Here is a 26,331-nt window from a genome sequence, read left to right as displayed (position 1 = left end):
CTGCCCGGAGAGGGCAACGCCGAGCGCCGCACGTGATAGGTGATGTCGAAGTCGTTGTCGTCCAGCCACACCGGCCGGGCCGTGCCGACCCGCACCTCCCGCACCTTCTGCCGGTAGCGCGGAATCTGTGGCAGCCGCTGCTCGACCGTGGCCAGCAGCGTGTCGTAGCTCAAGCCGGCACGGGGGCGACGCAGGATCGCCAGCGATCCGACGTACATGGGGGTCGCGGTGTTCTCCAGCCGAAAGAACGACGCGTCCGGCGGGGACAAGCGAGTCACCATGCGGCGCTGTCCTCCTGGTCAGTTCGGCGCCCGTCCCGGGGCCCTGGGCCCCTGGGGCCCGATGTCCCGCCCACGGTAATCGTGCGGCCGTGCGCCAAGTCAGCGTGGGTACGCGTGCGGCGGAGTTGTGCCATGATGACCACTGACTAACCGCTGTCTGCCCCTCTCCAGCAGGCTTGAAGGTCCGGCCGAAGAGTTGGAGAGTGCGCGTTGAACACCAGTCCGGTTGCGAATCCGTCTGACGCTTTCACCGTCATACCAGTCGTCGACTACGAGCCGCCGACGCAGGACGCGCCGCACACCGCCACGCCGTGCCGGCAACCGTCACGTCCCGCGTTGCGGCGCCGCAGCAGCCACGCACCGCCGCGGCCCTATACCGGGCAGCCCAGCAGGGCGCCGGCATCGGATCCTGGCGCGGTCATGTCCCCGCGGATGCGTCAAGCGGCCGTCTTCGCCGACGCCGCGCTGCGCCGGGTGCTGGAGGTCATCGACCGCCGCCGCCCCGCCGCCCAGTTGAATCCCCTGCTGGCGCCCAGCCTGGTGGATTCGGTAGCCGCGCTTGGCCGTTCGGCCGCGAGCCGGAGTCGTGACGCGGCGGTGTTGCGCCGGATGCGGCTGCAGCCGGCCGGCCACCCGGAGCCGGATTCGGCGGCCGAGGTGTTCGGTTCCTACCGCCGCGGGAACCGGATGCACGCCATCGCCTGCCGGGTCGAGCAGGTCACCGCTGCCGCGGGCGGAAGCCGGTGGATGGTGGTGGCCCTGCACATCGGGTGAGAGCGGTCAGCTGACCGGTGCGGCGCCGGCCGCCCGCGGGCCGCCGGTGTAACGGGTGAGGACGGGCCCCACGATCGCCATGACGAAAACGTAGGACGTCGCCAGCGCGGCGACGGCAGGCAGCGACTTGCCCGCCAATCCGATGATGATCAACGAGAACTCACCGCGGGCGATCAGCGCGGTGCCCGCCCGCAGCTGCCCGCGCCGCGCCACCCCGTCGTGCCGGGCGGCGAACATCCCGGTGGCCACCTTGGTCGCCGCGGTCACGGCGGCCAGGATAAGCGCCGCCGGCAGCATCGGAACCAATTCGTGCGGGTCCACCGAAAAGCCGATCGCCAGAAAGAAGATGGCGGCGAACAGGTCCCGCAGGGGGCTCAGCACCTGGCGCGTCCGCACGGCAGTCTCGCCGGTCAGGGTCAGCCCGACCAGGAACGCACCGACCGCGGCCGAAGCATGCAGCGACTCCGCCATGGCGGCCACGATCAGGGTGATGCCCATTACCCGCAGCATGAGCTGTTCGGAGTCGGGGTGTTCCACCAGCCGCTCCACGTGGTGGCCCCAGCGATAGGACGCGGCGAACGCCGCCATCAGGGCGCCGACCGCCAGGACCATGCCGGCGACGGCGTGCAGCCATCCGCCGCCCGAGGCCAGGACCGCGAACAGCGGCAGATAGGCGGCCATCGCGAAATCTTCGAGCACCAGTACCGACAACACCGCCGGGGTCTCCCGGTTGCCGAGCCGATGCAGGTCTTCCAGCAGCCGCGCGATGACCCCCGACGAGGAGATGTAGGTGACGCCGGCCAGGCACAGAATGGCCACGCCATCCAGCCCCAGCAACCAGCCGGCGATCGCGCCGGGCGCGGCGTTGAGCACGATGTCGACGCCCGCGGACGGCAGGTGGTGGCGCATGCTGCTGGAGAATTCGGCTACCGAGAACTCGCAGCCCAAAGTGAGCAGCAGCAGCACGACGCCGATGGGTGCGCTGGTGGTGATGAACTGCCCGCCGGCGGCCATCGGCAGGATGCCGCCCTTGCCCAGCGCCAGGCCCGCCAGCAGGTACACCGGGATGGGCGACAACGCGAATCGCCTTGCGGCAGCGCCCAATACGGCCATAGTGGCCAGGAGGGCGCCGAGTTGCAATAGCAGCGTCCCCGAAATCTGCACCGGCTCAGCCCTTGTCGATGATCTTCTCGACGCCCGCGATGCCGTTTTCGGTGCCGATGACGATCAGAACGTCCTGGGCATGCAGCATCTCGGCGGGCCCGGGCGAGGCGAGCACTTCCTCGTTGCGCACGATCGCCACGATGGACGCGCCGGTGCGGGTGCGGGCCCGGGTGTCGCCCAGCGGGTGATCGACGAACGGGCTGCCGGCCAGGATGTGCACCTGACCCGTCTCGAGTCCGGGGATCTCGCGGGCCAGCTCGGTGAACCGCTCGGCGATCCGCGGCGCCCCCAGGATCTGGGCCACGGCCTCGGCCTCCTGATCGCTGAGGTGAAGCAGCGGCCGGGCCTCGTCCGGATCTTCGCGCGCATACACGACGACGTCGAAATCGCCGCTGCGCCGCGCGATGATGCCGATGCGGTCGCCGTTGCGATCGGTGAATTCGTAACGCAGACCGACCCCGGGGAGCAACACCTCCTTGACATCCATACGTCAATCCTGACAGGTCGCCCGGCGCCACCGTCGCCCGGCGCGGCCGGCCGCCCGAAAGCTAATGCAGCTCCGCCGGTTGGGTCGGCCCACCGCGGGGCCGGCGCCCCAGCGGCAGCAGCATCGGCACCTGACGGCGGTAGTCGCGGTACTCGTCACCCAGCGCGGCCACCAGGTCGCGCTCTTCGAATTGCGTAGCGATCAGGATGTAGCCCGTCATCGCGATGGAGAACAGCAGATGTCCGGCCGTCATGGTGGGCACCGCCCAGAACGCGATGACGAAGCCGAGCATGAGCGGGTGTCGCACCAGACGGTAAAAGAACCGAACGCGAAAGTCGAGGTTGGTGTAAGGCCTTGCGCGCCAAGCCAAATAAACCTGTCGAAGGCCGAACAAGTCGAAATGGTTGATCATGAACGTCGACGCCAGCGCGATCGCCCAGCCGAGCCCGAACAACGTCCACAGCGCCAGGCGCCCGGCCGGCGGCTCTACCTCCCAGATGACGGCCGGCATCGTTCGCCACTGCCAGTAGAGCAGCACCAGCACGACATTGGACAGCATCACGTAGGTGCTGCGCTCGATCGACGGCGGCACCAGGCGCGTCCACCGCGCCTTGAACCCCGGCCGTGCCATCACGCTGTGCTGCAGGCCGAACACGCCGAGCAGCACCATGTTGACCAACACCGCCTCGCCGATGGGCGACGCGACCCCGTGATCGACCGTCCGCGGTACCCAGAAGTTGCCCAGGAACGCGACAAGGTACAGAAATACGGCGAGAAAGAGCAGATAAGCGGCCGCGCCGTAGCCGACCGTCAGGTAACGCTTCATTAGCTGATTGTGCGCCTGATCGCCCGCGAAGAACATGGGGCGATTGCCTCATTGTTCGGCGAGCACCAGTCCGTGCTGCAGGGCATACATGCTGGCGCCGATGCGGTTCGAGACGCCGATTTTGGCGTACGTCCGCTCGACGTGGTTGCGGGCCGTTTTCTCGCTGATCACCAGCGCCGCCGCGATCTCCTTGTTCGACGCGCCGCGGGCGACCAGGCACAGCACCTCGATCTCCCGCGGGGTCAGCCCGTCCGGCCCCAGGGCCGGCCGCTGCGCGGGTTGCCCCGCCGCGTGCAGCACCGCCTCGACGGCGACCGATTCCAGTTCGCCGGCCTGCGCCCGCCCGCGCAGCCGGCGCGCGGCCGCGGCGGGTGACAGCTGTTCGCGATACGGCCGGGGCTCACAGGCGGACTGGTAGCACACGGCGGCGGCCAGAATGCGGTCCGGCAGGCCCAGCGCGGCCCCGGCCAGGCCGCGCGGATATCCCGACCCGTCAAGGCATTCGTGATGATTGCCGGCGACCTCGGCCAGCCGCGCAAACCCCGGCACCTGGCTGAGGATGCGCACGGTCAGATACGGATGCAGCCGCACCCGCTCGAACTCCGACGCGCTCAACGGACCTTGCCGGGACCAGATGTGATTCGACACCCCGATGCGGCCCAGATCGTGGACATGACCGGCGCGCCGGGTCAGCGCGATCGCGTCGGGGCCAAGACCGGCGGCCAGCGCGGCCTCGCCCGCGAGCCGGGCCACCGCTCGCGAATGCCCAAGCGTGAAAGGACATTTCAAGTCGACGAAGTCACCCAGCGCCACAAGCAACGTGTCCAGCGACCGGTCGTCGAGCCGCTGCTGGCGATCGGGCGCCTCGCGCAGCGCCGCCGCCCACGCTTCGCCGGCCGGCGGGCCGGCCAGGATCGCGTCGGCGTCGCCGACGAAGGCGTCGACCACCTGAGGATCGAATTGGCCGCCGCGTCGGGCGCTGACCATCGCAACGGCCCCCGCGACGCCGTACGTCCGGTGGTGGACCTCGACCATGTCGGCGAGCTGGGCGATGCGCATCTGGATCGGAATGGCGTCGCCCCGGGCGCCCGCGGGCAGCCCGCCGCCGTCGTAGCGCTCGAACGCGAATGCGAGCGCGGCCTGCACTTTGGGGCCCAAGCCAATTCGGTCGGCCAGCAGCGCCGCGGACGCGCAGTGCGAGTGGATCAACCGGGAGATGTGGCCCCGCGCGTTGGCGAACAACGTTGCCATCACGGTGATCCGGTGCGCCAACGGCTGGCCGCGACCCACATTGCTCGCCAGGAAGCGCAGATAGGGAATCCCGGACCAGTCGACCAGATACGAGTCGTGGCGCACGGCAATGTCGTCGCCGAACCACCGCGCGTACTCGTGGGAGTCCGCGTGGCAGCCGATCCACATGACCAGGGTCGTGTAGTAGACGCAGTCGCGCTGTTCGGCGTCCAGACCGAGCCGGTCGGCCAGCCGGGTCGCGATCAGCCCGGCCCGGAGCATGTGCTCGGCGGGCTGGCCCAGGCCGAGGTCGATCGCCACCGACAGCGCCGCCAGCAACTCGGCACGGGTCGGTAATTCGGGCTCCGACATGAGGTTCATTGTGCCCAGCTAATCGGCGTGGGGTCACCCGATTGGGATAGTGCGCCGCACGGCCTGATGCCGGGTCGCGTCGAACGTCTCGAAATGCCCGGAGCCCACCGCGAACACGCCGCGTTGCGGCGGCCGAAAACCGCCCAGCCTGGCCTGCCGGTGTAGCGGTCCCACCGGTCCAAGGTCGACGTCGCGCAGCACCGCGCGCGACTGCGCCACCGCCCACACCCGTGCGGGCGCGATCATGAATCGCTGGCCGTTGGGCGCCGCGCCGGATAGTCGGACCCGCCCGGCGCGCAGGGTCGGGCCGGCCACCCGGCCGAGCACGGCCAGCGCCGCCGGGTTGGTCCAGGCGCGTGCCGGCAACCGTCCGCCGACCGCGCTCATCAGTCGCGTCGCCGCGGTTGCGCAGATATCGATCTGCCAGGCAAGCAGATTCGGGATCTCGACGAACAGTGACCACGGGGTGACCCACCCGACGTCGATGTCGCATTGGACCGCGTCGTGCGGGGTCGCGGCGCTGAAAAACCGGGCGCAGCTCTGCGGTCCGGGCGTCGTCGCGTAGAACGTCCAGACACCCTCGGGGTCGCGATGCCACACCGAGCGATAACCCGGCGAAAACGATGTCGCCGGAAATTGCCGCAGCGCCAGGTAATGCCCGCTGGCGAACGGGAGCCCCATGACCCCGAAACCGACGAAGCGTTCGTCACTTCCGGCGGGTAGGACGGGATGCCGCAGGACGGCGTTGGCGGCGTCCAGCGGGGTGCGCAAACTGGTCATGCCCGAATAATCCGCGTGGGCGCCGCCGCGGCGCATGAGGCGGATGCCTCAAACTTCGCGGTGCATCGGCGCCGAGTGTGAAGTTAGCCGCACGCTCGGCTTCGAGCGTGAAGATAACTTCACACTCGGCAAAAAAGGGCGCGCCGGCCAATGGCGGCGGGGACGCTGCGGGCGGGGACACTCGGCGAGAAGGCGGCGGGGACGCCCCGGCTTAGCGCCGCTTGGCCGACTTGGGGGACTTGGTACCGCGGCCCTGTTGCCTCGCCGCGGCGCGGCGCTCGCGCCGGCTGGCGCCGCCGGGCACCCCGGCCGGGGCCTTGCCGTCGCCGCCGTTGCGCTGCACCGCGGCCGAGCCGTCCTCGGACGGACCGGAGTAGGTCATGGCCGGCGCTTCGTTGTCAATCCCCTTGGCGCGCAACTGGGTTGGCGCCTCCTCGCGCACGGCCGTTGCCGCACCCCCCTGCTGCCCGGCGGCCGCGGTGGCGAACTCCTCCAGCCCTTCGGGCGCTTCGACCGGCGCGACCTGCGGGCTGGGCACCGCCTCGACGGTGACATTGAACAGGAAGCCGACCGACTCCTCTTTCATGCCGTCGAGCATCGCCATGAACATGTCGTAGCCCTCGCGCTGGTACTCCACCAGCGGATCGCGCTGCGCCATCGCGCGCAGCCCGATGCCCTCCTTGAGGTAGTCCATCTCGTAGAGGTGCTCGCGCCATTTGCGGTCGATGACGTTGAGCAACACGTTGCGCTCCAGTTGGCGCATCGCGCCCTCGCCGGCGATCCCTTCGAGCTCGGCTTCCCTTGTGGCATAGGCGTTTTCGGCGTCTTTCAGCAGCGCGTCGAGCAACTCCTCGCGGGTGAGGTCGTCGCGGTCGGAGTCGGCGTCGTGTTGGATCAGCGGCGCGTGGTCGATGCCCACCGGGTACAGCGTCTTCAGCGCCGTCCACAGTGCCTCGAGGTCCCAGTCCTCGGCGTAGCCGTCGGCGGTCGCGCCGTTGACATAGGCGGTGACCACATCGCGGACCATGTCCAGTGCCTGCTCCTTGAGGTTCTCGCCCTCCAGGATGCGGCGGCGCTCTGCGTAGATCACCTTGCGCTGCTGGTTCATCACCTCGTCGTACTTCAGGACGTTCTTGCGGACCTCGAAGTTCTGCTGCTCCACCTGGGTCTGGGCGCTCTTGATCGCCCGGGTGACCATCTTGGCCTCGATGGGCACGTCGTCGGGCAAGTTCAGCCGGTTGAGCATCGCCTCGAGCGCGGCGCCGTTGAACCGGCGCATGAGTTCGTCGCCCAGCGACAGGTAGAACCGCGACTCGCCCGGGTCGCCCTGCCGTCCCGAGCGGCCGCGCAGCTGGTTGTCGATGCGGCGCGACTCGTGACGCTCGGTGCCGAGCACGTACAGGCCACCGGCCTCGATCACCTCGGCGGCCTCGGCGCTGACCTCGTCCTTGACCTTGGGCAGTTCCTCGTGCCAGGCCGCGTCGTATTCGTCGGGCGTCTCGACCGGGTCGAGGCCGCGCTCACGCAGCCGCTGGTCGGTGAGGAAGTCGGCGTTGCCGCCCAGCACGATGTCGGTGCCGCGGCCGGCCATGTTGGTGGCCACCGTGATGCCGCCGCGACGGCCGGCGACGGCGACGATGGTCGCCTCCTGCTCGTGGAACTTCGCGTTGAGCACGTTGTGCGGCACGCGGCGCTTCTGGAACTGGCGCGACAGGTACTCCGAGCGCTCCACGCTGGTGGTACCGATCAGCACCGGCTGACCCTTTTCGTAGCGCTCGACGACGTCGTCGACCACCGCGATGTACTTGGCTTCCTCGGTCTTGTAGATCAGGTCGGACTGGTCGGCGCGGATCATCGGCTTGTTGGTCGGGATCGGCACCACGCCGAGCTTGTAGATTTCGTGCAGCTCGGCGGCCTCGGTCTGGGCGGTGCCGGTCATGCCGGCGAGCTTGTCGTAGAGCCGGAAGTAGTTCTGCAGCGTGATCGTGGCCAGCGTCTGGTTCTCGGCCTTGATCTCGACGTGCTCCTTGGCCTCGATGGCCTGGTGCATGCCCTCGTTGTAGCGGCGGCCGTAGAGCACGCGGCCGGTGAACTCGTCGACGATCAGGACCTCGCCGTCGCGCACGATGTAGTCCTTGTCGCGGTTGAACAGCTCCTTGGCCTTCAACGCGTTGTTGAGGTAGCTGACCAGCGGCGAGTTGGCCGCCTCATAGAGGTTGTCGATGCCGAGCTGGTCCTCGACGAACTCCACGCCCAGCTCGTGCACGCCGACGGTGCGCTTGCGCAGGTCCACCTCGTAGTGGGTGTCCTTCTCCATCAGCGGCGCCAACCGGGCGAACTCGGTGTACCAGTTCGAGGCGCCGTCGGCGGGGCCGGAGATGATCAGCGGAGTACGCGCCTCGTCGATCAGGATCGAGTCGACCTCGTCGACGATCGCGAAGTTGTGCCCGCGCTGCACCAAATCGTCGAGCGAGTGCGCCATGTTGTCGCGCAGGTAGTCGAACCCGAACTCGTTGTTGGTGCCGTAGGTGATGTCGGCGTTGTAGGCGACCCGGCGCTCGTCGGGAGTCATCTGCGCGAGGATCACGCCGACGTCCAGGCCGAGGAAGCGGTGCACGCGGCCCATCCACTCGCTGTCACGTTTGGCCAGGTAGTCGTTGACGGTGACGACGTGCACGCCCTTGCCGCCGATGCCGTTGAGGTAGGCCGGCAGCACCGAGGTCAGCGTCTTGCCCTCACCGGTCTTCATCTCGGCGACGTTGCCGAAGTGCAGCGCCGCCGCGCCCATCACCTGCACGTCGAAGGGCCGCTGGTCGAGCACCCGCCAGGCCGCCTCGCGGGCCACCGCGAAGGCCTCCGGCAGCAGGTCGTCGAGGCTTTCGCCGTCGGCGTGCCGCTTCTTGAACTCGTCGGTCTTGGCACGCAACTCGGCGTCGGTGAGCTTCTCGATCTCGTCGGACAGGGTGTTGACGTAGTCAGACACCCGCTTGAGACGCTTGAGCATGCGACCTTCGCCAAGGCGCAGCAACTTCGACAGCACGGTGTTGTCCCCTTTTGGGATGTGCCCCTGTTGGTAGGAGTCTTGCAATGAGCGACTCCCATGGTAGGCGACGACCGGGTCGGGGCCGCCGTAGCGGCGATCGCAAGCGCGGCAACGCCGGGCGCCGCGGGTCGCCGCCCGAGGACACCGCTCAGGAGAGCCTGATCAGCCCGTAGTCGTAGCCGTGCCGCCGGTAGACCACGCAGGGCCGTTCGGTCTGCTTGTCGTGGAACAGGAAGAAGTCGTGCCCGACGAGCTCCATCTCGTAGAGGGCGTCGTCGACCGTCATCGGCGTGGCCGGGTGCTCCTTGGTCCGCACGATCCGCCCGGGCTCGTGGTCGGCCTCGACGCCGTCGTGCTCGGCCGGCGGGGGCTGCGCCGCGCTGCGCTGCGGCGCGGGTGGCGGCACCGCGGTGGCGGCGGCCAATGACACCGGGGTCTTATCGCCGTAGTGCACCTTGCGGCGGTCCTTGACGCGGCGCAGCCGGTTCTCCAGCTTGTCGACCGCGGACTCGAACGCGGCGTAGAAACTATTGGCGCAGGCTTCCGCCCGCGTCACCGGGCCGCGGCCACGGGCGGTGATCTCCACGCGCTGACAGGACTTGCGCTGACGCCGGTTGGGCGCGTGCTTGAGCTCGACATCGAAGAGATAGATGGAGCGATCGAACCGCTCGAGGCGGGCGAGTTTTTGCGAGACGTACAGACGGTAATGATCGGGGATCTCTACGTTGCGGCCCTTGAACACAACGTCGGCGGTGGTTGTCGGTGGGGCTTGCCCATCGGTGACGGGCGGTTGGTCCAGAATCTGACCGGAATCCACGGATAGCCTTGACATACGTGACAACTCGTTTCTCTTCTTCACGTCACACGCGCCCTGCGTGCCTGGCTGCCTAACGCGCCGACGAGGTGGGAGCGGTTCGAGACTGGCTACCGCCGCAGGCTGCCCGCCGGAGCAAGGTGTCGATTACTCACCCCCTCCGCAGATGGGTCTCACCTGGAAAATCGCGACCAATGAGTCAGACCGATGAGTCGTTCTTCGTTGTTTTCGACGTTAGCTCGTGTTCGCCTGCCGATGCCACTAATTTGGTCGAGCTGTTGCATGTTCTTCACAAGCTCTTGGCTGGTTCATGGGTTGTGCGCGGCCGCGGGAGATTCAGACCATGGCGATCGCAAGGACCGCGGCGACCCGAACCCCGGCGGCCTGCAGGACCCGCACCGATTCGCGCGCCGTCGCGCCGGTGGTGACGATGTCGTCGACGAGCATGACTTCGGTGCGCGGCGGTGCGCCGCGCAGCACCACCCGGCCGGCGATGTTGCGCTCGCGCGCGGTGGTGCCCAGGCCCACCGAGTCGCGGGTCAGCGCCCTGAGCCGCAGGGCCGGCGCGACGGCGATGTCGGGGTGCCGCGCGACCGCGGCGCGCGCCAGCCGGGTGACGGGGTCACCGCCGCGCCGGCGCGCGGCCGAACGCCGGGTCGGGGCGGGCACGACGGTCAGCGGGGTCGGCACGATCCCCCACGACAGCAGCCGGTGCACCCCGACGGCCAGCGCACGCGCCAGCGGCTCGACGAGATCGGCGCGGCCCCGCTCCTTGAGCCCCAGGATGGCGCGCCGGCGTGCGTTGGCGTAGCGGCCGAGCGCGAACACCGGGACTTCGGGGTCGATGCGCGGGTTCACCACGTGCGGCTGATCGGCGGTCACCGACAACTCGACGGCGCACGCGTCGCACCAGCGAGTCGACGGCGCCCCGCAGCCGCCGCATTCGGCCGGCAGGAACAGGTCGAGCATGGCGTCAGTGTGCCCACCGGGTGTGACAGCTAGCCCGGCAGCACCGGGGCCGCGCCGGGCACCGTCAGCCCAGGCACGTCCGACCAGCCCTGCTGACCGTCGGCCGACGGCGAATACTGCAGCACCCCTTGCGGACCCGCGACGTAGGCCGTCGACGGATTGGCGGCCACCGTCGTCACCGGCATCTGCAAACCGTGCGGCGGCGCATCGGAGTTCACCCCGTCGATGTTCACGTACGACACCGGATGGCCGGCGTCGGTACGCGTCACCACGATGTCGTCGCCGGTGCGCCACGACAGCGACACCACCGAATTGCCCAGCCCGAAACCGAGCCGCCGCGGGAAGGTCAACGCGTACTGCCCGGCCTGGGTCTGCTCGACGCTGGCGAGAATCACCTGGCCGCCGATCACCATCGCGGCGCGGGTGCTGTCGCGGGACAGCTGCAGGTCGGTGATCGGTCCCGGGAACCGGGTGGCCACCGCGACGGAATCCACCGGGAGGCGCGCGGGTTGGCCGGAAGCCGGCTCCTGGATCGCCCGCAACACGTTGTTGCCGTCGACCACCACCCAGACGACGTCGTCCAGCGACCAGGTCGGCCGCGACAGGGTGTGCCCGTCGGCGGACTGCACCGCCTCCTGGCCGAGATCACCGATCCACAGGGACGCGGCCATATCCGGGGCACCGCGATGCAGCGTCACCACCGACGCGACCTGCCTGCCGCTGCGCGACAGCGCCGCGCCGGTCTGGTCACCCATGCGGCCGAACGCGCCGGCCACCATCGTGGTGTGCTGGCCATCCAGCGCGACCAGTGAGCCGTTCACCAGGGCATGCAGCCCCGCGCCCGCGCCGTCGGCCGCGCCGGGGTCGGTGGCGGCGACGTCGGAGGTGGTCCACCCGTCGCGGAACCGGTCGTCCAGCGGCGCGCCGTCGGCGTTGATCACATACGGTCCGCGGATGTCGGCCCGGGCCAGGGTCCAAATGATCTGTGCCGCAACCAATTGCCGGCTGTGCGGATCGGTGGTGGACAGCTTTTCCAGTTCGACGCGCGCACCGCCGTAACCGCGCCCGATGCCGTTCTTGCCGCCGTCGGCCCGGGTCACCGGGCCGCGCAGCCGCAGGGGCGGTGCGAGCAGGTTGCGGACCGTATGCGCCATCTCGGGCCGCGGCCCGGCGATCATCTTGGAGATCAGCTCGGTGGCCAACTGGTCGTGGTCGGGCACCGCGACGTAGCGCGGGTCGGGAACCACCGTCTTGCCGGTCGGGTCGTCGAAGTACAGCGTGTTGCGTTTGTAGGTGGACTGAAACTGCTGCCAGTCCAGAAACACTCCGTTGGGCAACCGGTCGATGCGCCAGCCGCCGGAGGTCTTGACCAACTCGATCGGCCCGGGGTCGGGCAGCACACCCTCGGCGGTCTCGAACACCCCGACGTCGGACAGCGAACCGAGGATGTCCGCCCGCATGGTCGCCGAAACACGTTCGGCCGCACGGGTTTCCACGAACACCACATGGTCGATCAGCAGCGCGCTACCGGCATCGTCCCAAGCGTTGGACGCCGACTGGGTGAGGAACTGCCGCGCAGCCAGATGCCGGTTCGCGGGATCGGCTGTGGCTTTGAAGAATTCGCGCAGCAGCACGTCGGGGTCCATGCCCGGGGTCGGCTTGGGCAGGTTCGACGGCGCGGGCCGCTCGACGGTGCCGATGGCCTGGGGCGCCGACGAGCTGGGCACCCCGGCACAGCCGGCGAGCAGCATGGCCAGCATCAGCAGGCCCAACAACCGCCGCATCACAACGTCCTCTCGGCCGGCTCTCGTTGCCGCGTACGGTCTTTGGCGTGCTGTGGCCCCGTGGGGGCGGGTTGCGGAATCGGCTTCATGGGCAACGGGCTGGTGGTGACCTTGTGGCCGCGCACCAGCGGCAGCGTCAGCCGGAAGCACGAACCGTCGCCCGGTTCACCCCACGCCTCCAGCCTGCCCTGGTGCAGGCGCGCGTCCTCGATGCTGATGGCCAGGCCGAGCCCGGTGCCGCCGGAGCGGCGCACCCGCGAGGGGTCGGCCCGCCAGAACCGGCTGAACACCAGCTTCTCCTCGCCCGGTCGCAGCCCCACCCCGTAGTCGCGGACGGTCACGGCGACCGTGTCCTCGTCGGCGGCCATCCGGATCTTGACCGGCTTGTGCTCGGCGTGGTCGATGGCATTGGCGATCAGGTTGCGCAGGATGCGCTCCACCCGGCGCGTGTCGACCTCGGCGATCACCTCTTCGGCCGGCAGATTCACCTTCAGTTCGATGCCGGCTTCTTCGGCCAGATGCCCGACGTTGCCCAGCGCGCTCTGCACCGTGGTGCGCAGGTCGACGGCCTCGACCGACAGCTCGGCGACACCGGCGTCGTGCCGGGAGATTTCCAGCAGGTCGTTGAGCAGCGACTCGAACCGGTCCAGCTCGTTGACCATCAGCTCAGTGGAGCGCGCCAGCGTCGGGTCCAGGTCGGCGCTGTGGTCATAGATCAGGTCGGCGGCCATCCGCACCGTGGTCAGCGGGGTGCGCAGTTCGTGGCTCACGTCGGAGGTGAAGCGACGCTGCAGATTACCGAACTCCTCCAGCTGGGTGATCTGGCGCGACAGGCTCTCGGCCATGTCGTTGAACGACATGGCCAACCGCGCCATGTCGTCCTCGCCGCGCACCGGCATGCGTTCGGACAGATGGCCTTCGGCGAAACGTTCGGCGATGCGCGACGCCGATCGCACCGGCACCACCACCTGCCGCGACACCAGCAGCGCGATGCCGGCCAGCAGCACCAGCAGCACCGCGCCGCCGGTGATCATGGTGCCGCGCACCAGCTGGATGGTGGCCTGCTCGTTTTTCAGCGGGAAGATCAGGTACAGCTCCAGGTTGGCCACCTGAGACGACGCCGGCGTGCCGACGATCAGCGCCGGCCCGGAGAAGCCGTCGGTGTGCACGGCGGCGTACTGATACGACGCCTGCCCGGCCTTGACGAAGCCGCGCAGCGAACCGGGCACCTGGTCGACGGGGCCGGCCGTGGTCGCCGCGCGCGGGCCGTCACCCGGCACCATCAGCACCGCGTCGAAGGCGCCGGCCAGCCCCGCACCCGAGGCCGGATCGGTCTTGGAGGTCAGCGTGTTGCGCGCCAGCTGCAGGCTGCTGTCCAGCGAACGCGCCTCTTCGCCGTTGACGATCCCGCCCACGGTGGTGCGCGCCCGCTCGATCTGCTCGATGGCGGCCTTGACCTTGACGTCGAGCACGCGATTGGTGACCTGACTGGTCAATACGAATCCGAGCGCCAAAATGACCGCGAGGGACAGCCCCAGCGTCAGCGCCACCACCCGCAGCTGCAGCGAGCGCCGCCAAGCGATGGCCACGGCCCGGCTCACTGTACCCATGCCACGAGTCATGGGGCCGGAGCGCCCCCAGCGGCTCCGAGTGCGTCGCCGGGAGCCCCAGATCACCGCCGGCGCCCCCTACGGCGCTCTAGAAGTGCGCGGGTCACGGAGGTCCGGCCTTGTAACCCACTCCTCGAACGGTCAACACAACGGTCGGGTTCTCAGGGTCTTTCTCGACCTTGGCACGCAGACGCTGGACGTGCACGTTCACCAAGCGGGTATCCGCCGGGTGACGATAGCCCCACACCTGTTCGAGCAGCACATCACGAGTAAACACCTGCCGCGGTTTGCGCGCCAACGCCACCAGCAGGTCGAATTCCAGCGGTGTCAAGGAGATCTGCTCGCCGTTGCGCGTGACCTTGTGCGCCGGCACATCGATCTCGACGTCGGCGATCGACAGCATCTCGGCCGGCTCGTCGTCGTTGCGCCGCAGCCGCGCCCGCACCCGGGCCACCAGCTCCTTGGGCTTGAACGGCTTCATGATGTAGTCGTCGGCACCCGACTCGAGGCCCAGGACCACGTCGACAGTGTCCGTCTTGGCGGTGAGCATCACGATCGGCACACCGGAATCGGCGCGCAACACCCGGCACACGTCGATGCCGTTCATGCCGGGCAGCATCAGGTCCAACAACACCAGATCGGGGCGCAGTTCGCGCACCGCAGTCAGGGCCTGGGTACCGTCACCGATGACCGCAGTGTCGAAACCCTCCCCACGAAGCACGATGGTGAGCATCTCGGCTAGCGAAGCGTCGTCGTCGACGACCAAAATCCTTTGCCTCATGGAGTCCATGGTGTCACCAGATCGGGACAAAACTCGGGCACCACACGGGCGTTTCTCCTTCGAAACGGCCGAATCGTGACAAATCTGTGCTAGTTGGCGGTCAAATCGGCAACCAGCCGGCCCGGATCGACGTCCGCGTCGACGCTGCGCCAGCGGCCGCCCCAGCCCGCGGCGGCCAGTTCGGCGTAGACCGCGCCGGTGCGCTGCTGAAGCCCGTCGTCGCGTTCGTAGCTGTCGCGCGCCCGGCCCGGATCGGCCTCGGCCCGGCCGCGGGCGCGCCGCCCGGCCAGTTCGGCCGGCACCGCGAGCAGCACCTGCCAGTCGGGCGCGGGCAGCCCGAGGCGCTGGTACTCCAGCGCGTATATCCATTCCACGGCCGGCCCGGCGGCATCCTGGTGCAGGCGGGCCGCGGTGTATGCCGCGTTGGAGGCGACGTAGCGATCCATGATCACCACGTCGTGCTCGCGGCGCAGCGCGCCGATTTCGTCGACCGCCCCGGCGCGGTCCAGCGCGAAGAGCATCGCCATCGCATAAACCGACGACGCGAGGTCGCCGTGCTCGCCGTGCAGGGCCTCGGATGCGATGTCGGCGGTCACCGATCGCCCGTAACGGGGGAAGGCCAGCATGGCGACCGACTTGCCGTTCGCCTCGAACAAGTTGCGGAGCTTGTCCGTCAGCGTGCGCTTGCCGGCGCCGTCGATGCCTTCGATCGCGATCAGCACGGCGGCCGGGCGGCTCAGTAGCGGTAGTGGTCGGCCTTGTAGGGGCCGTCGACGTCGACGCCGATGTACTCGGCCTGCTCCTTGGTGAGCTTGGTCAGTTCGCCGCCGAGCGCCTCCACGTGGATGCGCGCCACCTTCTCGTCCAAGTGCTTGGGCAGCCGGTAGACCTCGTTGTCGTACTCGTCGTTCTTGGTCCACAGCTCGATCTGCGCGATGACCTGGTTGGAAAAGCTGTTGCTCATCACGAACGACGGGTGGCCGGTGGCGTTACCCAGGTTCAGCAGCCGGCCCTCGGACAGCAGGATGATCGACTTGCCGGTGTCCGGAAACGTCCACAGGTCGACCTGCGGGCGGATGTTGGTCTTGGTGGCGCCGGACTTCTCCAGCCGGGCCACCTGGATCTCGTTGTCGAAGTGGCCGATGTTGCCCAGGATCGCCTTGTCCTTCATCGCCTTCATGTGCTCGAGGGTGATGATGTCCTTATTGCCGGTCGTGGTGATGACGATGTCGGCCTCGCCGATCACGTCCTCCACCCGCTTGACGTCGAAGCCCTCCATCAGCGCCTGCAGGGCGTTGATCGGGTCGATCTCGGTGACGGTCACCCGCGCGCCCTGCCCGGCGACCGACTCGGCGGACCCCTTACCGACGTCGCCGTAGCCGCAGATCAGCACCTTCTTGCCGCCGATCAGCACGTCGGTGCCGCGGTTGATTCCGTCGATCAGCGAGTGCCGGCAGCCGTACTTGTTGTCGAACTTGCTCTTGGTGACCGAGTCGTTGACGTTGATCGCGGGGAATGCCAGGTCGCCGGCGGCGGCGAACTGGTAGAGCCGCAGCACGCCGGTGGTGGTCTCCTCGGAGACGCCCTTGATCGACGCGGCGATCTTGGTCCACTTGTCCTTGTCGGTCTCGAACCGCTTGCGCAGCAGGTTCAAGAACACCCGGTGCTCGGTCGAGTCGTCTTCCTCGTCCGGCGGCACCACGCCGGCCTTCTCGTACTGCGCGCCGCGCAGCACCAGCATGGTGGCGTCACCGCCGTCGTCCAGGATCATGTTGGCCGGCTCGTCGGGCCAGGTCAGCACCTGCTCGGCCGCCCACCAGTACTCCTCGAGCGTCTCGCCCTTCCACGCGTACACCGGCACGCCCTTGGGCTCCTCCGGGGTGCCATGGGGCCCGACGACCACCGCGGCGGCGGCGTGGTCCTGGGTGGAGAAGATGTTGCAGGACGCCCAGCGCACCTCGGCGCCCAGCGCGACGAGGGTCTCGATCAGCACCGCGGTCTGCACGGTCATGTGCAGCGAACCCGAGATGCGCGCGCCCTTGAGCGGCTGCACGTCGTGGTACTCGCGGCGCAGCGACATCAGACCCGGCATCTCCTGCTCCGAGAGCTCGATGTCCCGGCGACCGTAATCCGCCAACGACAGATCGGCGATCTTGAAATCGATGCCGTTCCGAACGTCGGGGGTGAGTGCGTTTTCGGTCGTCGTCATAACGTGTCTTCCTTTTAGGCTCGCTCGGATCCAAGCGGTAATTAGCTTAGGTATGTTCTTGGGCCACTGTAGTCGCGGGTCCGCGCGCCGTGCGGGTCAGGGAACGTTGATGACGCCGTGACGCTCCGCGAACGGCGTCATCAACCGGGCCAGGTCGGCGGCCACGTCTTCGCTGCGAGCGGGAGACACCCCCGGGTCCGCCTCAGGCGGCATCGACACGTAGCTCAGCGCCAGCCGCACGATGGCACGCGCCAGCACGCCGGCGTCCTCGTCGCTGGCGGCCACCCAGCTGTGGGTGAGCGCCGTGGCCAACCGTTCGGAGGCGCGGTTGACGATGGGGGCGCTGCCGATGGTGATGAGCTGCAGCAGGTCCGGCTTGGCCACCCCGGTGAGCAGCGAGATCACCAGGGGGTCCGCCGCCAGCTCGGTGAACAGGTCGCGGAAACCCTGCAAAAACGCCTCGTAGATGTCGCCGATGTTGGCTTGCAGCGCGGCGTCGACGGCGTCGACCAGCCGATCGGCCAGGCGCAGGGCGTACCCCTGCGCCAGGCCCTGCCGGGAGCCGAACTCGTTGTAGATCGTCTGCCGGCTGATGCCGGCGGCGCGGGCCACGTCGGACAGGGTGATGGCCGACCAGTCCCGCGTCAGCAACAGATCCCGCATCGCATCGAGCACCGAGTCACGCAGCAGGGCACGCGACGCCTCGGCGTACGGCATCCGCTTCACAGGCGCGACAATAGCGGCTTTCGCTGCGGCGGTGGCTGCGATCACGGTCGGGCGATCTCCACCATCACGAAATCGGACTTCGCGGCACCGCAATCCGGGCAGCTCCAGTCCTCGGGGATGTCGTCCCACCGGGTCCCGGGCGCGATGCCGTCCTCCGGCCAGCCCTTGGCCTCGTCGTACTCGAATCCGCACTGCACGCAGGCGAAAAGCTTGTAGTCCTCACTCATCGGTTCACTCCTATAGTTTCGAAATCGACCTTCTCGCGCACCGCGCAATCGGGGCAGCACCAGTCTTCGGGGATTTCACCGAACGGCGTGCCCGGCCGAAAGCCTTCCCGCGGTTCGCCTTTCGCTTCGTCGTAGGTGTAATCGCAGCCTGGGCAACGATAGGCGGTCATGCCGTCACCCCGTGACGGGCCAGCAGCTTCTCGCGCAACCGCGGCTGCACGTTGATCCGGGTGATGTCGCCGTCGTAGTGCGCCAGCACCCGGTGGTCCATCACCTTGCGCCACAGCGGCGGGAAGTAGGTGAGCGAGATCATCGACGCGTACCCGCTCGGCAGGTTGGGCGCGCCCTCCATGCTGCGCAGCGTCTGGTAGCGCCGCGTGGGGTTGGCGTGGTGGTCGCTGTGCCGCTGCAGGTGGTAGAGGAACAGATTGGTCACCACGTGGTCGGAGTTCCAGCTGTGCGCGGGGGTGCAGCGCTCGTAGCGCCCGCTCGAATTCTTCTGCCGCAGTAGGCCGTAGTGCTCCAGGTAGTTGACCGACTCCAGCAGGCTGAAGCCGAAGACCGCCTGGATGACCATGAACGGGATCAGCGCCGGGCCGAAGATCGCGATCAGCACTCCCCACAGCACCACCGACATCAGCCAGGCGTTGAGGACGTCGTTGGACAGATACGTCTTGGGGTGCCACGGGCTGGAGCCCTGCCGGCGGATCCGTTGCGCTTCGAGCCGCAGCGACGAACGCAGGCTGCCGAACACGCTGCGCGGCAAGAACTCCCAGAACGTCTCGCCGAAGCGCGCCGACGCGGGGTCCTCCGGGGTGGCGACGCGGACGTGGTGGCCCCGGTTGTGCTCGATGTAGAAGTGCCCGTACCAGGTCTGCGCCAGGGTGATCTTGGACAGCCAGCGCTCCAGCGAGTCCTTCTTGTGGCCCATCTCGTGGGCGGTGTTGATGCCGACGCCGCCGAGCACGCCGACCGAGAGCGCCAGTCCCAGCTTGCCGGCCCAGCCGAGGGCGCCGTCGAAGCCCAGCCAGCTCAGGTTCGACGCGGTGAACAGGTAGGCGCCGAAGATCACGCTCAGGTATTGGAAGGGGACGTAAATGTAGGTGCAGTAGCGGTAGTACTTGTCGTTCTCCAGCTGCTCCATGACCTCGTCGGGCGGGTTCTGCCCGTCGGGCCCGAAGCGCAGGTCCAGGATCGGCAGCAGAACCCAGAGCAGGATCGGCCCGATCCACAGCGGCACCTGCGCGGCGCCGTGCCAGCCCAGCCGGTTCAGACCCCAGATGAGCGGCAGCATCGCGAACAACGCCGTCGGGGCGATCAGCCCCATCAGCCACAGTCTGCGCTTCTTGTCCCGCCAGGCCAGCGGCTCGGAATCCCTGCTCAGTTGCGGTTCGAATGTGGTCATATGCCAAACCTCCTTGTGAGTCACACCACGTTGAGATTGGACAATACCGCCGTTTGCGTCTCCTGTCTAGACAAAAGACGTCAATTTGTAAAGCCGCTGGCCTAGGGCACCGGGGTGTGGGGGTCGGCCTCGAGCGCGTCGCTGCGTTCCGTCTCCCCTTCCTCACGACGGCCCAGCACCGAGTGCCGGTAGCCGTATCCGGCGTAAATGGCCGTGCCGACGGCCAACCAGACGCCGAACCGGACCCAGGTGAGCGCCGTGAGGTTGAGCATCAGCCACGCACACGCGGCGATCGAGGCGATCGGAAGCAACGGCACCCACGGCGCCTTGAAACCGCGCTCCAGATCCGGTCGCGTCCGGCGCAGCACCATCACGCCGGCCGAGACCAGGACGAAGGCGAACAGCGTTCCGACGTTCACCATCTCCTCGAGCTTGGTGATGGGAAACACCGACGCCGTCACGGCCACCACCACGGCGACCAGCACGGTGATCCGTACCGGAGTGCCGTGCGTGCCGGTCTTGGCCAGCGACCGCGGCAGCAGCCCGTCGCGCGCCATCGCGAACAGGACCCGGCACTGGCCGAGCATCAGCACCATCACCACGGTGGTCAGTCCCGCCAGCGCGCCGATGGAGATGATCTTGCTCGCCCAGTGGATGCCGTTCGCGGTGAAGGCGGTGGCCAGGTTCGCCTGCCCGCGGCCCTTGACCGTCTTGAGCTGGGTGTAGGAGACCATGCCGGACAGCACGACGGCGACGGCGACGTAGAGCAGGGTGACGATGCCCAGCGACGCCAGGATTCCCCGCGGCACATCGCGCTGCGGATTCTTGGTCTCCTCGGCCATGGTGGCGACGATGTCGAACCCGATGAACGCGAAGAAGACGATCGACGCGCCGGCCAGCACGCCATACCAGCCGTAGTGGCTGCCGTGCGCGCCGGTCAGCAACGACAGGACGGACTGGTCGATGCCCTTGGCGTCACGGCCCGCCTCGGCCTTCGGGATGAACGGCGAGTAGTTGGCGCGCTTGATGTAGAAGACACCGACCACCACGACGAAGATCACCACCGACACCTTGATCGCGGTGATCACCGCCGAGAACCTCGATGACAACTTGGTGCCCAACGCGATCAGGGTGGCCACCCCCGCGACGATCACCAGTGCCCCCCAGTCGACCTGGGTCGAGCCGAATTTCGCGGTGCCGCCGGCGAATCCGAAGACGGTGCCCAGATAGCTCGACCAGCCCTTGGCCACCACCGCGGCGCCGATCGCCAGTTCCAGCACCAGATTCCAGCCGATGATCCAGGCCAGGAACTCCCCGAAGGTGGCGTAGGAAAAGGTGTAGGCGCTGCCCGCCACCGGCAGCATTGAGGCGAACTCCGCGTAGCACAGCGCGGCCAGCGCGCAGGTGCCCGCCGCGATCACGAACGACACCCAGATGGCCGGCCCGGTGATGTCGCCGGTCGTCGACGCGGTGACCGTGAAGATGCCAGCGCCGATCACCACCGCGACGCCGAACACCACCAGGTCGCGCCAGGTCAGGTCCTTGCGCAGCTTGGTGTCCGGCTCGTCTGTGTCGGCGATGGATTGCTCGATCGATTTGGTCCGCCATCGATTGGCCATGCATTCGCCCTTTCCCAGCGCTGGGAGCCGTTGGTCCGTCACAGTACTGGGTACTCTCGGCAAATGCCGGATAGCGGAGCAGCGGCCAGGGATCATGCTGTGGTCATCGGGGGGAGCATCGCCGGTCTGTGCGCCGCTCGGGTGCTTTCGGATTCGTACGCGCGGGTGACGGTGTACGAGCGCGACGAGTTGCCGGACGGCCCGGCGAACCGGGCGACGGTTCCTCAAGACCGGCACCTGCACATGCTGATGGCGCGCGGGGCGATCGAATTCGAGGGCCTTTTCCCGGGCCTGCTCGACGACATGGTGAGCGCCGGGGTGCCCAAACTGGAGAACCGGCCCGATTGCATCCACCTCGGCGCCGCGGGCCACGTGCTGGGTACCGGGCACACGCTGCGCGATGAGTTCACCGCCTACGTGCCCAGCCGCCCGCATCTGGAATGGCAGTTGCGACAACGGGTCCGCGGCATCGACAACGTCGACCTGGCGCGGCGCTCGGTGGCCGAGCCGCGGTTCGACCGCGCGCGACAGCGGGTGACCGGCGTGCTGCTGGATCCGGCCGACTCCGAAAGCACGGACCCCGAATTCGTGGCCGCGGATCTGGTCGTCGACGCGGCCGGCCGGGGCACCCGGCTGCCGGCGTGGCTGGCGGAATGGGGTTTCGAGCGCCCGATCGAACAGGAGCTGGACATCGGCATTCACTACGCCACCCAGCGATTCCGCATCCCCGACGGGCTGATCGCGGAGAAGGTGGTGGTCGCCGGCGCCTCGCATGACATGTCGCTGGGGTTGGGCATGCTCTGCTACGAGGACGGCACCTGGGTACTGACCACCTTCGGCGTGGCCAATGCGAAGCCGCCGCGGACCTTTCCCGAGATGCTCGCGCTGGCGCGGCGGCTGCTCCCGGACCATTTCAATGCGGCGCTGACGCGGGCCGAGCCGCTGGGCGATCCGGCATTTCACGCCTTCCCGGCCAGCAAGTGGCGCCGCTACGACAAACTGGACCGCCTGCCCGCCGGCATCGTCGCCTTCGGCGACGCGGTGGCCAGCTTCAATCCGACCTTCGGGCAGGGCATGACGATGACCTCGCTGCAGGCCGGGCATCTGCGCCGCGCGCTGCGATTCCCGGACCATCAAGTCGCCGCGGAGCTGAACCGCGCCACCGCCAAGAGCACTTTCCCGGTGTGGACGATGAACGCGATCGGCGACGTCACCTTCCACCACGCCGGCTCCAAGAAGCCGATCCCCTGGTGGTGGCGGCCCTCAGGCGCGCTGTTCGATCAGTTTCTGGGCGCCGCGGAGACCGAACCCGTTCTGGCGGAATGGTTCTTGCGGCGATTCTCGCTGCTCGACAGCCTCTATATGGTCCCGCCGCCGCGGATCATCGGCCGCGCGATGGCGCACAACCTGCGGCTCTGGTTAGGCGAGCGGCGCGAAGCCGCCAACCGGCGGCGCCGGCTCACAGCCCAACCGTCGCCCTGAACAGCTTGGTCGGTTCGTGCGCCTCGAGCCGGATCGGGGCGTCGTCGGCCGCCACCCAGGCGGCCATCCCCCGCTTCAACGTCAGCGAACCGGATTTGCCATGGACGGTCGTGGAACCCTGGCTGCACAACAGGATCTGCGGGCCGTCGTGGCTGCACGTCGCGTCCACCTCATGGCCGACGTACTCGTCATCGAGCGCCAACAGCGCGACCGCGAACTCGTCGGTCGGTGTCTCATAGATCAGTCCGAAGCCCTCTCGGCGGATCCGCGGCCGCAGCTGCTCCTCGGTGGTGGGCGCGAAGTCCAGCACGCGCAGCAGCTCGGGCACGTCGACGTGCTTGGGGGTCAGGCCGCCGCGTAACACGTTGTCCGAGTTGGCCATCACCTCCACCGCGAAACCCCGCAGATAGGTGTGCAGGTTGCCGGCGGAGACGAAGATGGCCTCGCCCGGGGCCAGGCTGATGCGATTCAGCAGCAGCGCCGCCAGCACACCGGCGTCGCCGGGATAGCGCTCGCCGAGCTCCAGCACCGTCTTGGCCTCGGCCGCGAATTCCGTTGCGCCCGAGCTGAGGTACGCGATGGCGCCGTCCAGCACGGCGGTCACCAGCACGTCGATGTCGGGCTGCGGCGCGGTGATCCAGGTGGTGAACAACGCGCGCAGACCGTCGGCGTCGGACTGGTCGTTGAGCAGGTCGATGTAGGGGTCCAGGTCGGAGACGGCCAGGGCCCGCAACAGCTCGACGGTGCGCGACGCCTGCCGGAAGCCGGCCAGCGCCTCGAACGCGTGCAGCGCCACCAGCAGCTCGGGCTTGTGCGAGGTGTCGCGGTAGTTGCGCACCGGCGAGGTCAGCGGAATGCCGACCCGCTCCTCGCGCAGGTAACCCTCGGCCGCCTGCGCGGCGCTGGGGTGCGCCTGCAGGGACAGCGGCTCGTCGGCGGCCAGCACCTTGACCAAAAACGGCAGCACGTCGCCGAAGCGCGCCCGCGACGTCGGCCCGAGCTGGCCCTCCGGGTCGTCGACCAGGGCCTCGAGCAAGGTGATTTCGCCGCTGTCGGTTTCCAGCCAGGCCGGATCACCCGGGTGCGCCCCAAACCACAGCTCCGCCTCCGGATGCGCCGCCGGCACCGGACGCTCGGTGAATTCGGCGATGGCGGTACGCGAACCCCAGGCGTACGTTCTCAAGGCCCCGCGAAGCAGTTCCACTGTTGTATCTATCCCCGCACCAGTCGCATATAAACCGCGGCCATTTCCAGCCGGACGGCCAATACTGCCAGTTGCTGCTCGGGGCTACCGGGTCCCCCCAGCGCCGGCGAAACGCCGTAGCCGGCCGAGCCGCCGGGCCCGTCGGGCACGTCCTCGGCGGCGAGCAGGTACACGTCGTCGAGCCCGGCCGTCCGCGCGGCCACACCCGTCTGCTCGGACTCCAGGACGACGGCCAGCACACGCAATCGCTGCGGCAGCGGTCCGTCGATCTGTTCGTCGTGGAACAGCGCGGCGTCGGGATCCTCGAAGCCGCCCGCCGCCCCCGCGCGCAAGGCGACCACCGCGTCCGCGAGGCAGGCGGCCGGGGTCACCTGGTTCGCGACCCGCAGCAGCACCGAGCTGCCGTGCCGGGCCAGCGCGAGCGTCGCGGCCCCGTCGCCGGCCAGCACCACCTGGCGCTCGGCGATCCGCGCGGCCAGCAGCTTGGCCGGGTTGGTGAACAGCTCGCGGGCGGCGCTGTTGCGCAGCGCCTCGGCATCCAGCTCGTCGGCGAGCAACGCCAGGTCGACCTTGGGCCGGGGGTCCACGGCGTGCAGCAGCGCGAGCCCGGCGGCCAGGTACCGGCACAGGCCGAACTCGTCGGGAACCCAGAGCCGGGGCGCCAGCACGGCCGCTCCCCCGGCGGTGGCGTCCCGCAGCGGACCCTCATAGGGCGCCGCCACGACCACCCGCGCGCCGCGGCGCAAGCCCGTGGCGGCCGCGGCGACCAGCGCGGGATCGCCCGGATCGCCGCCCGCGACGACCAGCACATCGAGCGGGCCCACCCACGGCGGTGCCTCGCCGGCCAGAGTGAAGGGCTGGGAAGCGGTTCCACCCATCGTCGCGGCCAGCATCGTCCCGGCCGTCTCGGCGGTGCCGCGCCCGGCGACCCAGATGACGCTGCGCGGACGGTCGTCGGCACCCAGCGGGGCCAGCGCACCCTCGTCGACCGCGGCGGCGACCGCACGCACCTGGGCACCGGCCGACGAAGCGGCGCGCAGCAGGCCGTCGCGGTCGGCGGCCAGCAGGCCCTCGGTGTCCTCCAGATCGATCGCCCGGGTGGCGTTCACGGCGCGGCCTTCGCGCCCGCCGAGGCCGCCGTGATTTCGGAACTGATCTGGGCGACCACCGCGGCCACGTCCTCAACCGTGCGCGCCTCAACGTTCAGCCGCAGCAACGGCTCGGTGTTGGAGCTGCGCAGGTTGAACCAGCTGCCGTCGCCCAGGTCGGCCGTCACCCCGTCCACATGATCGAGGGAGTGAATCCGGGCGCCGAACGACTTGAGCACCGCTTCCGTGCACTGCCCGGCGTCGGCGACGGTGAAGTTGATTTCGCCCGACGATTCGTAGCGCTGGTAGTCCGCGGTCAGCTCCGACAGCGGGCGGTCCTGCTCGCCGAGGGCGGCCAGCACGTACAGCGCGGCCAGCATCCCCGAGTCGGCACCCCAGAAGTCGCGGAAGTAGTAGTGCGCCGAATGTTCGCCGCCGAAGATCGCGCCGGTGTCGGCCATCAACGCCTTGATATAGGAGTGCCCCACCCGCGACCGCAGCGGGGTGCCGCCGCGCTCGGCGACCAGTTCGGGCACCGCGCGCGAGGTGATCACGTTGTGGATGATCGTCGCGCCGATCTCCCGGCTCAACTCACGGGCGGCCACCAGGCTGGTCACGGTCGACGGCGACACGGGGTTGCCGCGTTCGTCGACGACGAAGCAGCGATCGGCGTCGCCGTCGAAGGCCAGGCCGATGTCGGCGCCGGTCTCGCGCACGAACGCCCGCAGGTCCTCCAGGTTGGCGGGGTCGAGCGGGTTGGCCTCGTGATTGGGAAACGAGCCGTCGAGCTCGAAGTACAACGGCTCCAACGTGATCGAGCCGATCGGGCCGAGCACGGCGGGCGTGGTGAGGCCGGCCATGCCGTTGCCGGCGTCCACGGCCACCCGTAGCGGGCGCAGCCCGGAGGTGTCCACCAGCGACCGCAGGAACTGTCCGTAGTCGGCCAGCACGTCGCGATCGCTCGCGTCTCCCGGTTGCCCGTCGTAGGCGTCGACGCCGGCGATCACGTCGTCGGCGACCAGCCGCAGCCCGGTCTCGGCGCCCACCGGTTTGGCCCCCGCACGGCACAGCTTGATGCCGTTGTAGGCCGCCGGGTTGTGGCTTGCGGTGAACATGGCGCCCGGGCAGTCCAGCAGTCCGGAGGCGAAGTAGAGCTGATCGGTGGACGCCAGGCCGATGCGCACCACGTCCAGTCCCTGGCTCCGCACCCCGGCGGCGAACGCCGCCGCCAGCGCGGGCGAACTGTCCCGCATGTCGTGGCCGATGACGACCTGGCGGGCGCCCTCGCCGCGCATGAGTTTGGCGAACGCTGCGCCGAGATCGGTGACCAGCGACTGGTCGAGCTCTTCGCCGACTAGCCCACGCACGTCGTATGCCTTGACGACACGGTGGACAGTCGCGGCGGGCCGAGACATGCGGGACTCCTGACGACGTGAACTCTTGGCGTCAGCCTATC

The 26,331-nt window shown here is 68.8% G+C and carries 24 protein-coding genes; 2 read left to right on the top strand and 22 right to left on the bottom strand.

The window, feature by feature from the left end; all coding sequences use genetic code 11:
• A partial coding sequence (locus AC5Y4T_RS21645; RefSeq protein WP_499955274.1) for a wax ester/triacylglycerol synthase domain-containing protein occupies positions 1-281 on the bottom strand: 281 nt, incomplete at its 3' end.
• Positions 282-491: 210 nt separating this feature from the next.
• Between AC5Y4T_RS21645 and AC5Y4T_RS21640 the strand changes: the two genes are divergently transcribed.
• Positions 492-1,055, top strand: a complete 564-nt coding sequence (locus AC5Y4T_RS21640; protein WP_499920308.1) for an Rv3235 family protein — start codon at positions 492-494, stop codon at positions 1,053-1,055.
• Positions 1,056-1,061: 6 nt separating this feature from the next.
• On the opposite strand, the gene AC5Y4T_RS21635 is transcribed toward AC5Y4T_RS21640, so the two are convergent.
• The 18 genes from AC5Y4T_RS21635 to AC5Y4T_RS21550 form a co-directional block, all read right to left on the bottom strand.
• Positions 1,062-2,168, bottom strand: coding sequence for a cation:proton antiporter (locus tag AC5Y4T_RS21635; RefSeq protein WP_499955280.1), 1,107 nt, complete (start codon positions 2,166-2,168; stop codon positions 1,062-1,064).
• 55 nt (positions 2,169-2,223) lie between these two features.
• Positions 2,224-2,706: a cation:proton antiporter regulatory subunit gene (locus AC5Y4T_RS21630; protein WP_499920310.1), complete on the bottom strand. Its 483-nt coding sequence runs from the start codon at positions 2,704-2,706 to the stop codon at positions 2,224-2,226.
• A 61-nt stretch (positions 2,707-2,767) separates the two neighbouring features.
• Positions 2,768-3,532 carry a methanethiol S-methyltransferase gene (gene mddA, locus AC5Y4T_RS21625; protein WP_499950830.1) on the bottom strand — a complete coding sequence of 255 codons (765 nt, stop codon included), beginning with the start codon at positions 3,530-3,532 and terminating at the stop codon, positions 2,768-2,770.
• A 48-nt stretch (positions 3,533-3,580) separates the two neighbouring features.
• Positions 3,581-5,134, bottom strand: coding sequence for an HD domain-containing phosphohydrolase (locus AC5Y4T_RS21620; RefSeq protein WP_499955272.1), 1,554 nt, complete (start codon positions 5,132-5,134; stop codon positions 3,581-3,583).
• Between the two features lie 33 nt (positions 5,135-5,167).
• The gene (locus AC5Y4T_RS21615; RefSeq protein ID WP_499955270.1) at positions 5,168-5,914 is read right to left on the bottom strand and encodes a hypothetical protein; all 747 of its coding nucleotides are present in this window, start codon (positions 5,912-5,914) and stop codon (positions 5,168-5,170) included.
• Positions 5,915-6,125: 211 nt separating this feature from the next.
• Positions 6,126-8,954: a preprotein translocase subunit SecA gene (gene secA, locus AC5Y4T_RS21610; RefSeq protein WP_499920736.1), complete on the bottom strand. Its 2,829-nt coding sequence runs from the start codon at positions 8,952-8,954 to the stop codon at positions 6,126-6,128.
• A gap of 151 nt (positions 8,955-9,105) precedes the next feature.
• A complete protein-coding gene (hpf, locus tag AC5Y4T_RS21605; RefSeq protein ID WP_499955278.1) occupies positions 9,106-9,774 on the bottom strand; it encodes a ribosome hibernation-promoting factor, HPF/YfiA family in 669 nt (222 codons plus the stop codon).
• A 333-nt stretch (positions 9,775-10,107) separates the two neighbouring features.
• The gene (locus tag AC5Y4T_RS21600) at positions 10,108-10,740 is read right to left on the bottom strand and encodes a ComF family protein (RefSeq protein WP_499955268.1); all 633 of its coding nucleotides are present in this window, start codon (positions 10,738-10,740) and stop codon (positions 10,108-10,110) included.
• Between the two features lie 29 nt (positions 10,741-10,769).
• Positions 10,770-12,524, bottom strand: coding sequence for an MtrAB system accessory lipoprotein LpqB (gene lpqB, locus AC5Y4T_RS21595; RefSeq protein WP_499920319.1), 1,755 nt, complete (start codon positions 12,522-12,524; stop codon positions 10,770-10,772).
• Positions 12,524-14,200: an MtrAB system histidine kinase MtrB gene (gene mtrB, locus AC5Y4T_RS21590; protein WP_499920321.1), complete on the bottom strand. Its 1,677-nt coding sequence runs from the start codon at positions 14,198-14,200 to the stop codon at positions 12,524-12,526. The genes lpqB and mtrB overlap by 1 nt, the downstream gene beginning before the upstream one ends.
• A gap of 37 nt (positions 14,201-14,237) precedes the next feature.
• Positions 14,238-14,924, bottom strand: coding sequence for a two-component system response regulator MtrA (gene mtrA / locus AC5Y4T_RS21585; protein ID WP_007168097.1), 687 nt, complete (start codon positions 14,922-14,924; stop codon positions 14,238-14,240).
• An 80-nt stretch (positions 14,925-15,004) separates the two neighbouring features.
• On the bottom strand, positions 15,005-15,637 hold the full coding sequence (locus tag AC5Y4T_RS21580; protein ID WP_499920323.1) for a dTMP kinase: 633 nt from the start codon (positions 15,635-15,637) through the stop codon (positions 15,005-15,007).
• Positions 15,638-15,651: 14 nt separating this feature from the next.
• Positions 15,652-17,124: an adenosylhomocysteinase gene (gene ahcY, locus AC5Y4T_RS21575; protein WP_499920325.1), complete on the bottom strand. Its 1,473-nt coding sequence runs from the start codon at positions 17,122-17,124 to the stop codon at positions 15,652-15,654.
• Between the two features lie 96 nt (positions 17,125-17,220).
• Complete coding sequence (gene alkX, locus AC5Y4T_RS21570) at positions 17,221-17,841, bottom strand: TetR family transcriptional regulator AlkX (RefSeq protein WP_499920740.1); 621 nt, start codon at positions 17,839-17,841, stop codon at positions 17,221-17,223.
• Between the two features lie 50 nt (positions 17,842-17,891).
• A complete protein-coding gene (locus AC5Y4T_RS21565) occupies positions 17,892-18,077 on the bottom strand; it encodes a rubredoxin (protein WP_499920326.1) in 186 nt (61 codons plus the stop codon).
• Positions 18,074-18,247, bottom strand: coding sequence for a rubredoxin (locus tag AC5Y4T_RS21560; RefSeq protein WP_499920327.1), 174 nt, complete (start codon positions 18,245-18,247; stop codon positions 18,074-18,076). Before AC5Y4T_RS21560 ends, AC5Y4T_RS21565 begins: the two co-directional genes overlap by 4 nt.
• A complete protein-coding gene (locus AC5Y4T_RS21555) occupies positions 18,244-19,482 on the bottom strand; it encodes an alkane 1-monooxygenase (RefSeq protein WP_499920329.1) in 1,239 nt (412 codons plus the stop codon). Before AC5Y4T_RS21555 ends, AC5Y4T_RS21560 begins: the two co-directional genes overlap by 4 nt.
• 101 nt (positions 19,483-19,583) lie before the next feature.
• Entirely contained in the window at positions 19,584-21,101 is a 1,518-nt protein-coding gene (locus tag AC5Y4T_RS21550; protein WP_499920331.1) for an APC family permease, read from the bottom strand.
• A 99-nt stretch (positions 21,102-21,200) separates the two neighbouring features.
• On the opposite strand from AC5Y4T_RS21550, the gene AC5Y4T_RS21545 reads away from it, so the two are divergent.
• Entirely contained in the window at positions 21,201-22,583 is a 1,383-nt protein-coding gene (locus tag AC5Y4T_RS21545) for an FAD-dependent oxidoreductase (protein WP_499920742.1), read from the top strand.
• Here the strand turns inward: AC5Y4T_RS21545 and manA are convergent.
• Genes manA through AC5Y4T_RS21530 form a run of 3 tightly spaced genes read right to left on the bottom strand, consistent with a single transcriptional unit; the run spans position 22,561 to position 26,290 of the window.
• Positions 22,561-23,787 carry a mannose-6-phosphate isomerase, class I gene (gene manA / locus AC5Y4T_RS21540; RefSeq protein WP_499920332.1) on the bottom strand — a complete coding sequence of 409 codons (1,227 nt, stop codon included), beginning with the start codon at positions 23,785-23,787 and terminating at the stop codon, positions 22,561-22,563. The genes AC5Y4T_RS21545 and manA overlap by 23 nt on opposite strands.
• 8 nt (positions 23,788-23,795) lie before the next feature.
• Complete coding sequence (locus tag AC5Y4T_RS21535) at positions 23,796-24,896, bottom strand: TobH protein (protein ID WP_499920334.1); 1,101 nt, start codon at positions 24,894-24,896, stop codon at positions 23,796-23,798.
• Positions 24,893-26,290 (bottom strand): phosphomannomutase/phosphoglucomutase, encoded by a 1,398-nt coding sequence (locus AC5Y4T_RS21530; RefSeq protein ID WP_499920335.1) that lies wholly within the window; start codon positions 26,288-26,290, stop codon positions 24,893-24,895. Before AC5Y4T_RS21530 ends, AC5Y4T_RS21535 begins: the two co-directional genes overlap by 4 nt.
• Positions 26,291-26,331: the final 41 nt, after the last annotated feature.

The organism is Mycobacterium sp. NGS11 (assembly GCF_059813315.1).
The sequence above is the reverse complement of the archived record's forward strand: the minus strand, read 5'-3'. Positions and strand labels throughout refer to the sequence as shown.

Bases quoted from the DNA above. Each gene is read 5' to 3' on its own strand.
- lpqB (WP_499920319.1), bottom strand. From the start codon at position 12,524: ATGCGGCGGTTGTTGGGCCTGCTGATGCTGGCCATGCTGCTCGCCGGC.
- ahcY (WP_499920325.1), bottom strand. From the start codon at position 17,124: ATGACGACGACCGAAAACGCACTCACCCCCGACGTTCGGAACGGCATC.
- mtrA (WP_007168097.1), bottom strand. From the start codon at position 14,924: ATGGACTCCATGAGGCAAAGGATTTTGGTCGTCGACGACGACGCTTCG.
- AC5Y4T_RS21600 (WP_499955268.1), bottom strand. From the start codon at position 10,740: ATGCTCGACCTGTTCCTGCCGGCCGAATGCGGCGGCTGCGGGGCGCCG.
- alkX (WP_499920740.1), bottom strand. From the start codon at position 17,841: ATGCCGTACGCCGAGGCGTCGCGTGCCCTGCTGCGTGACTCGGTGCTC.
- AC5Y4T_RS21530 (WP_499920335.1), bottom strand. From the start codon at position 26,290: ATGTCTCGGCCCGCCGCGACTGTCCACCGTGTCGTCAAGGCATACGAC.
- AC5Y4T_RS21555 (WP_499920329.1), bottom strand. From the start codon at position 19,482: ATGACCACATTCGAACCGCAACTGAGCAGGGATTCCGAGCCGCTGGCC.
- AC5Y4T_RS21630 (WP_499920310.1), bottom strand. From the start codon at position 2,706: ATGGATGTCAAGGAGGTGTTGCTCCCCGGGGTCGGTCTGCGTTACGAA.
- AC5Y4T_RS21565 (WP_499920326.1), bottom strand. From the start codon at position 18,077: ATGAGTGAGGACTACAAGCTTTTCGCCTGCGTGCAGTGCGGATTCGAG.
- AC5Y4T_RS21560 (WP_499920327.1), bottom strand. From the start codon at position 18,247: ATGACCGCCTATCGTTGCCCAGGCTGCGATTACACCTACGACGAAGCG.
- AC5Y4T_RS21635 (WP_499955280.1), bottom strand. From the start codon at position 2,168: ATGGCCGTATTGGGCGCTGCCGCAAGGCGATTCGCGTTGTCGCCCATC.
- AC5Y4T_RS21615 (WP_499955270.1), bottom strand. From the start codon at position 5,914: ATGACCAGTTTGCGCACCCCGCTGGACGCCGCCAACGCCGTCCTGCGG.
- mddA (WP_499950830.1), bottom strand. From the start codon at position 3,532: ATGAAGCGTTACCTGACGGTCGGCTACGGCGCGGCCGCTTATCTGCTC.
- AC5Y4T_RS21550 (WP_499920331.1), bottom strand. From the start codon at position 21,101: ATGGCCAATCGATGGCGGACCAAATCGATCGAGCAATCCATCGCCGAC.
- AC5Y4T_RS21620 (WP_499955272.1), bottom strand. From the start codon at position 5,134: ATGTCGGAGCCCGAATTACCGACCCGTGCCGAGTTGCTGGCGGCGCTG.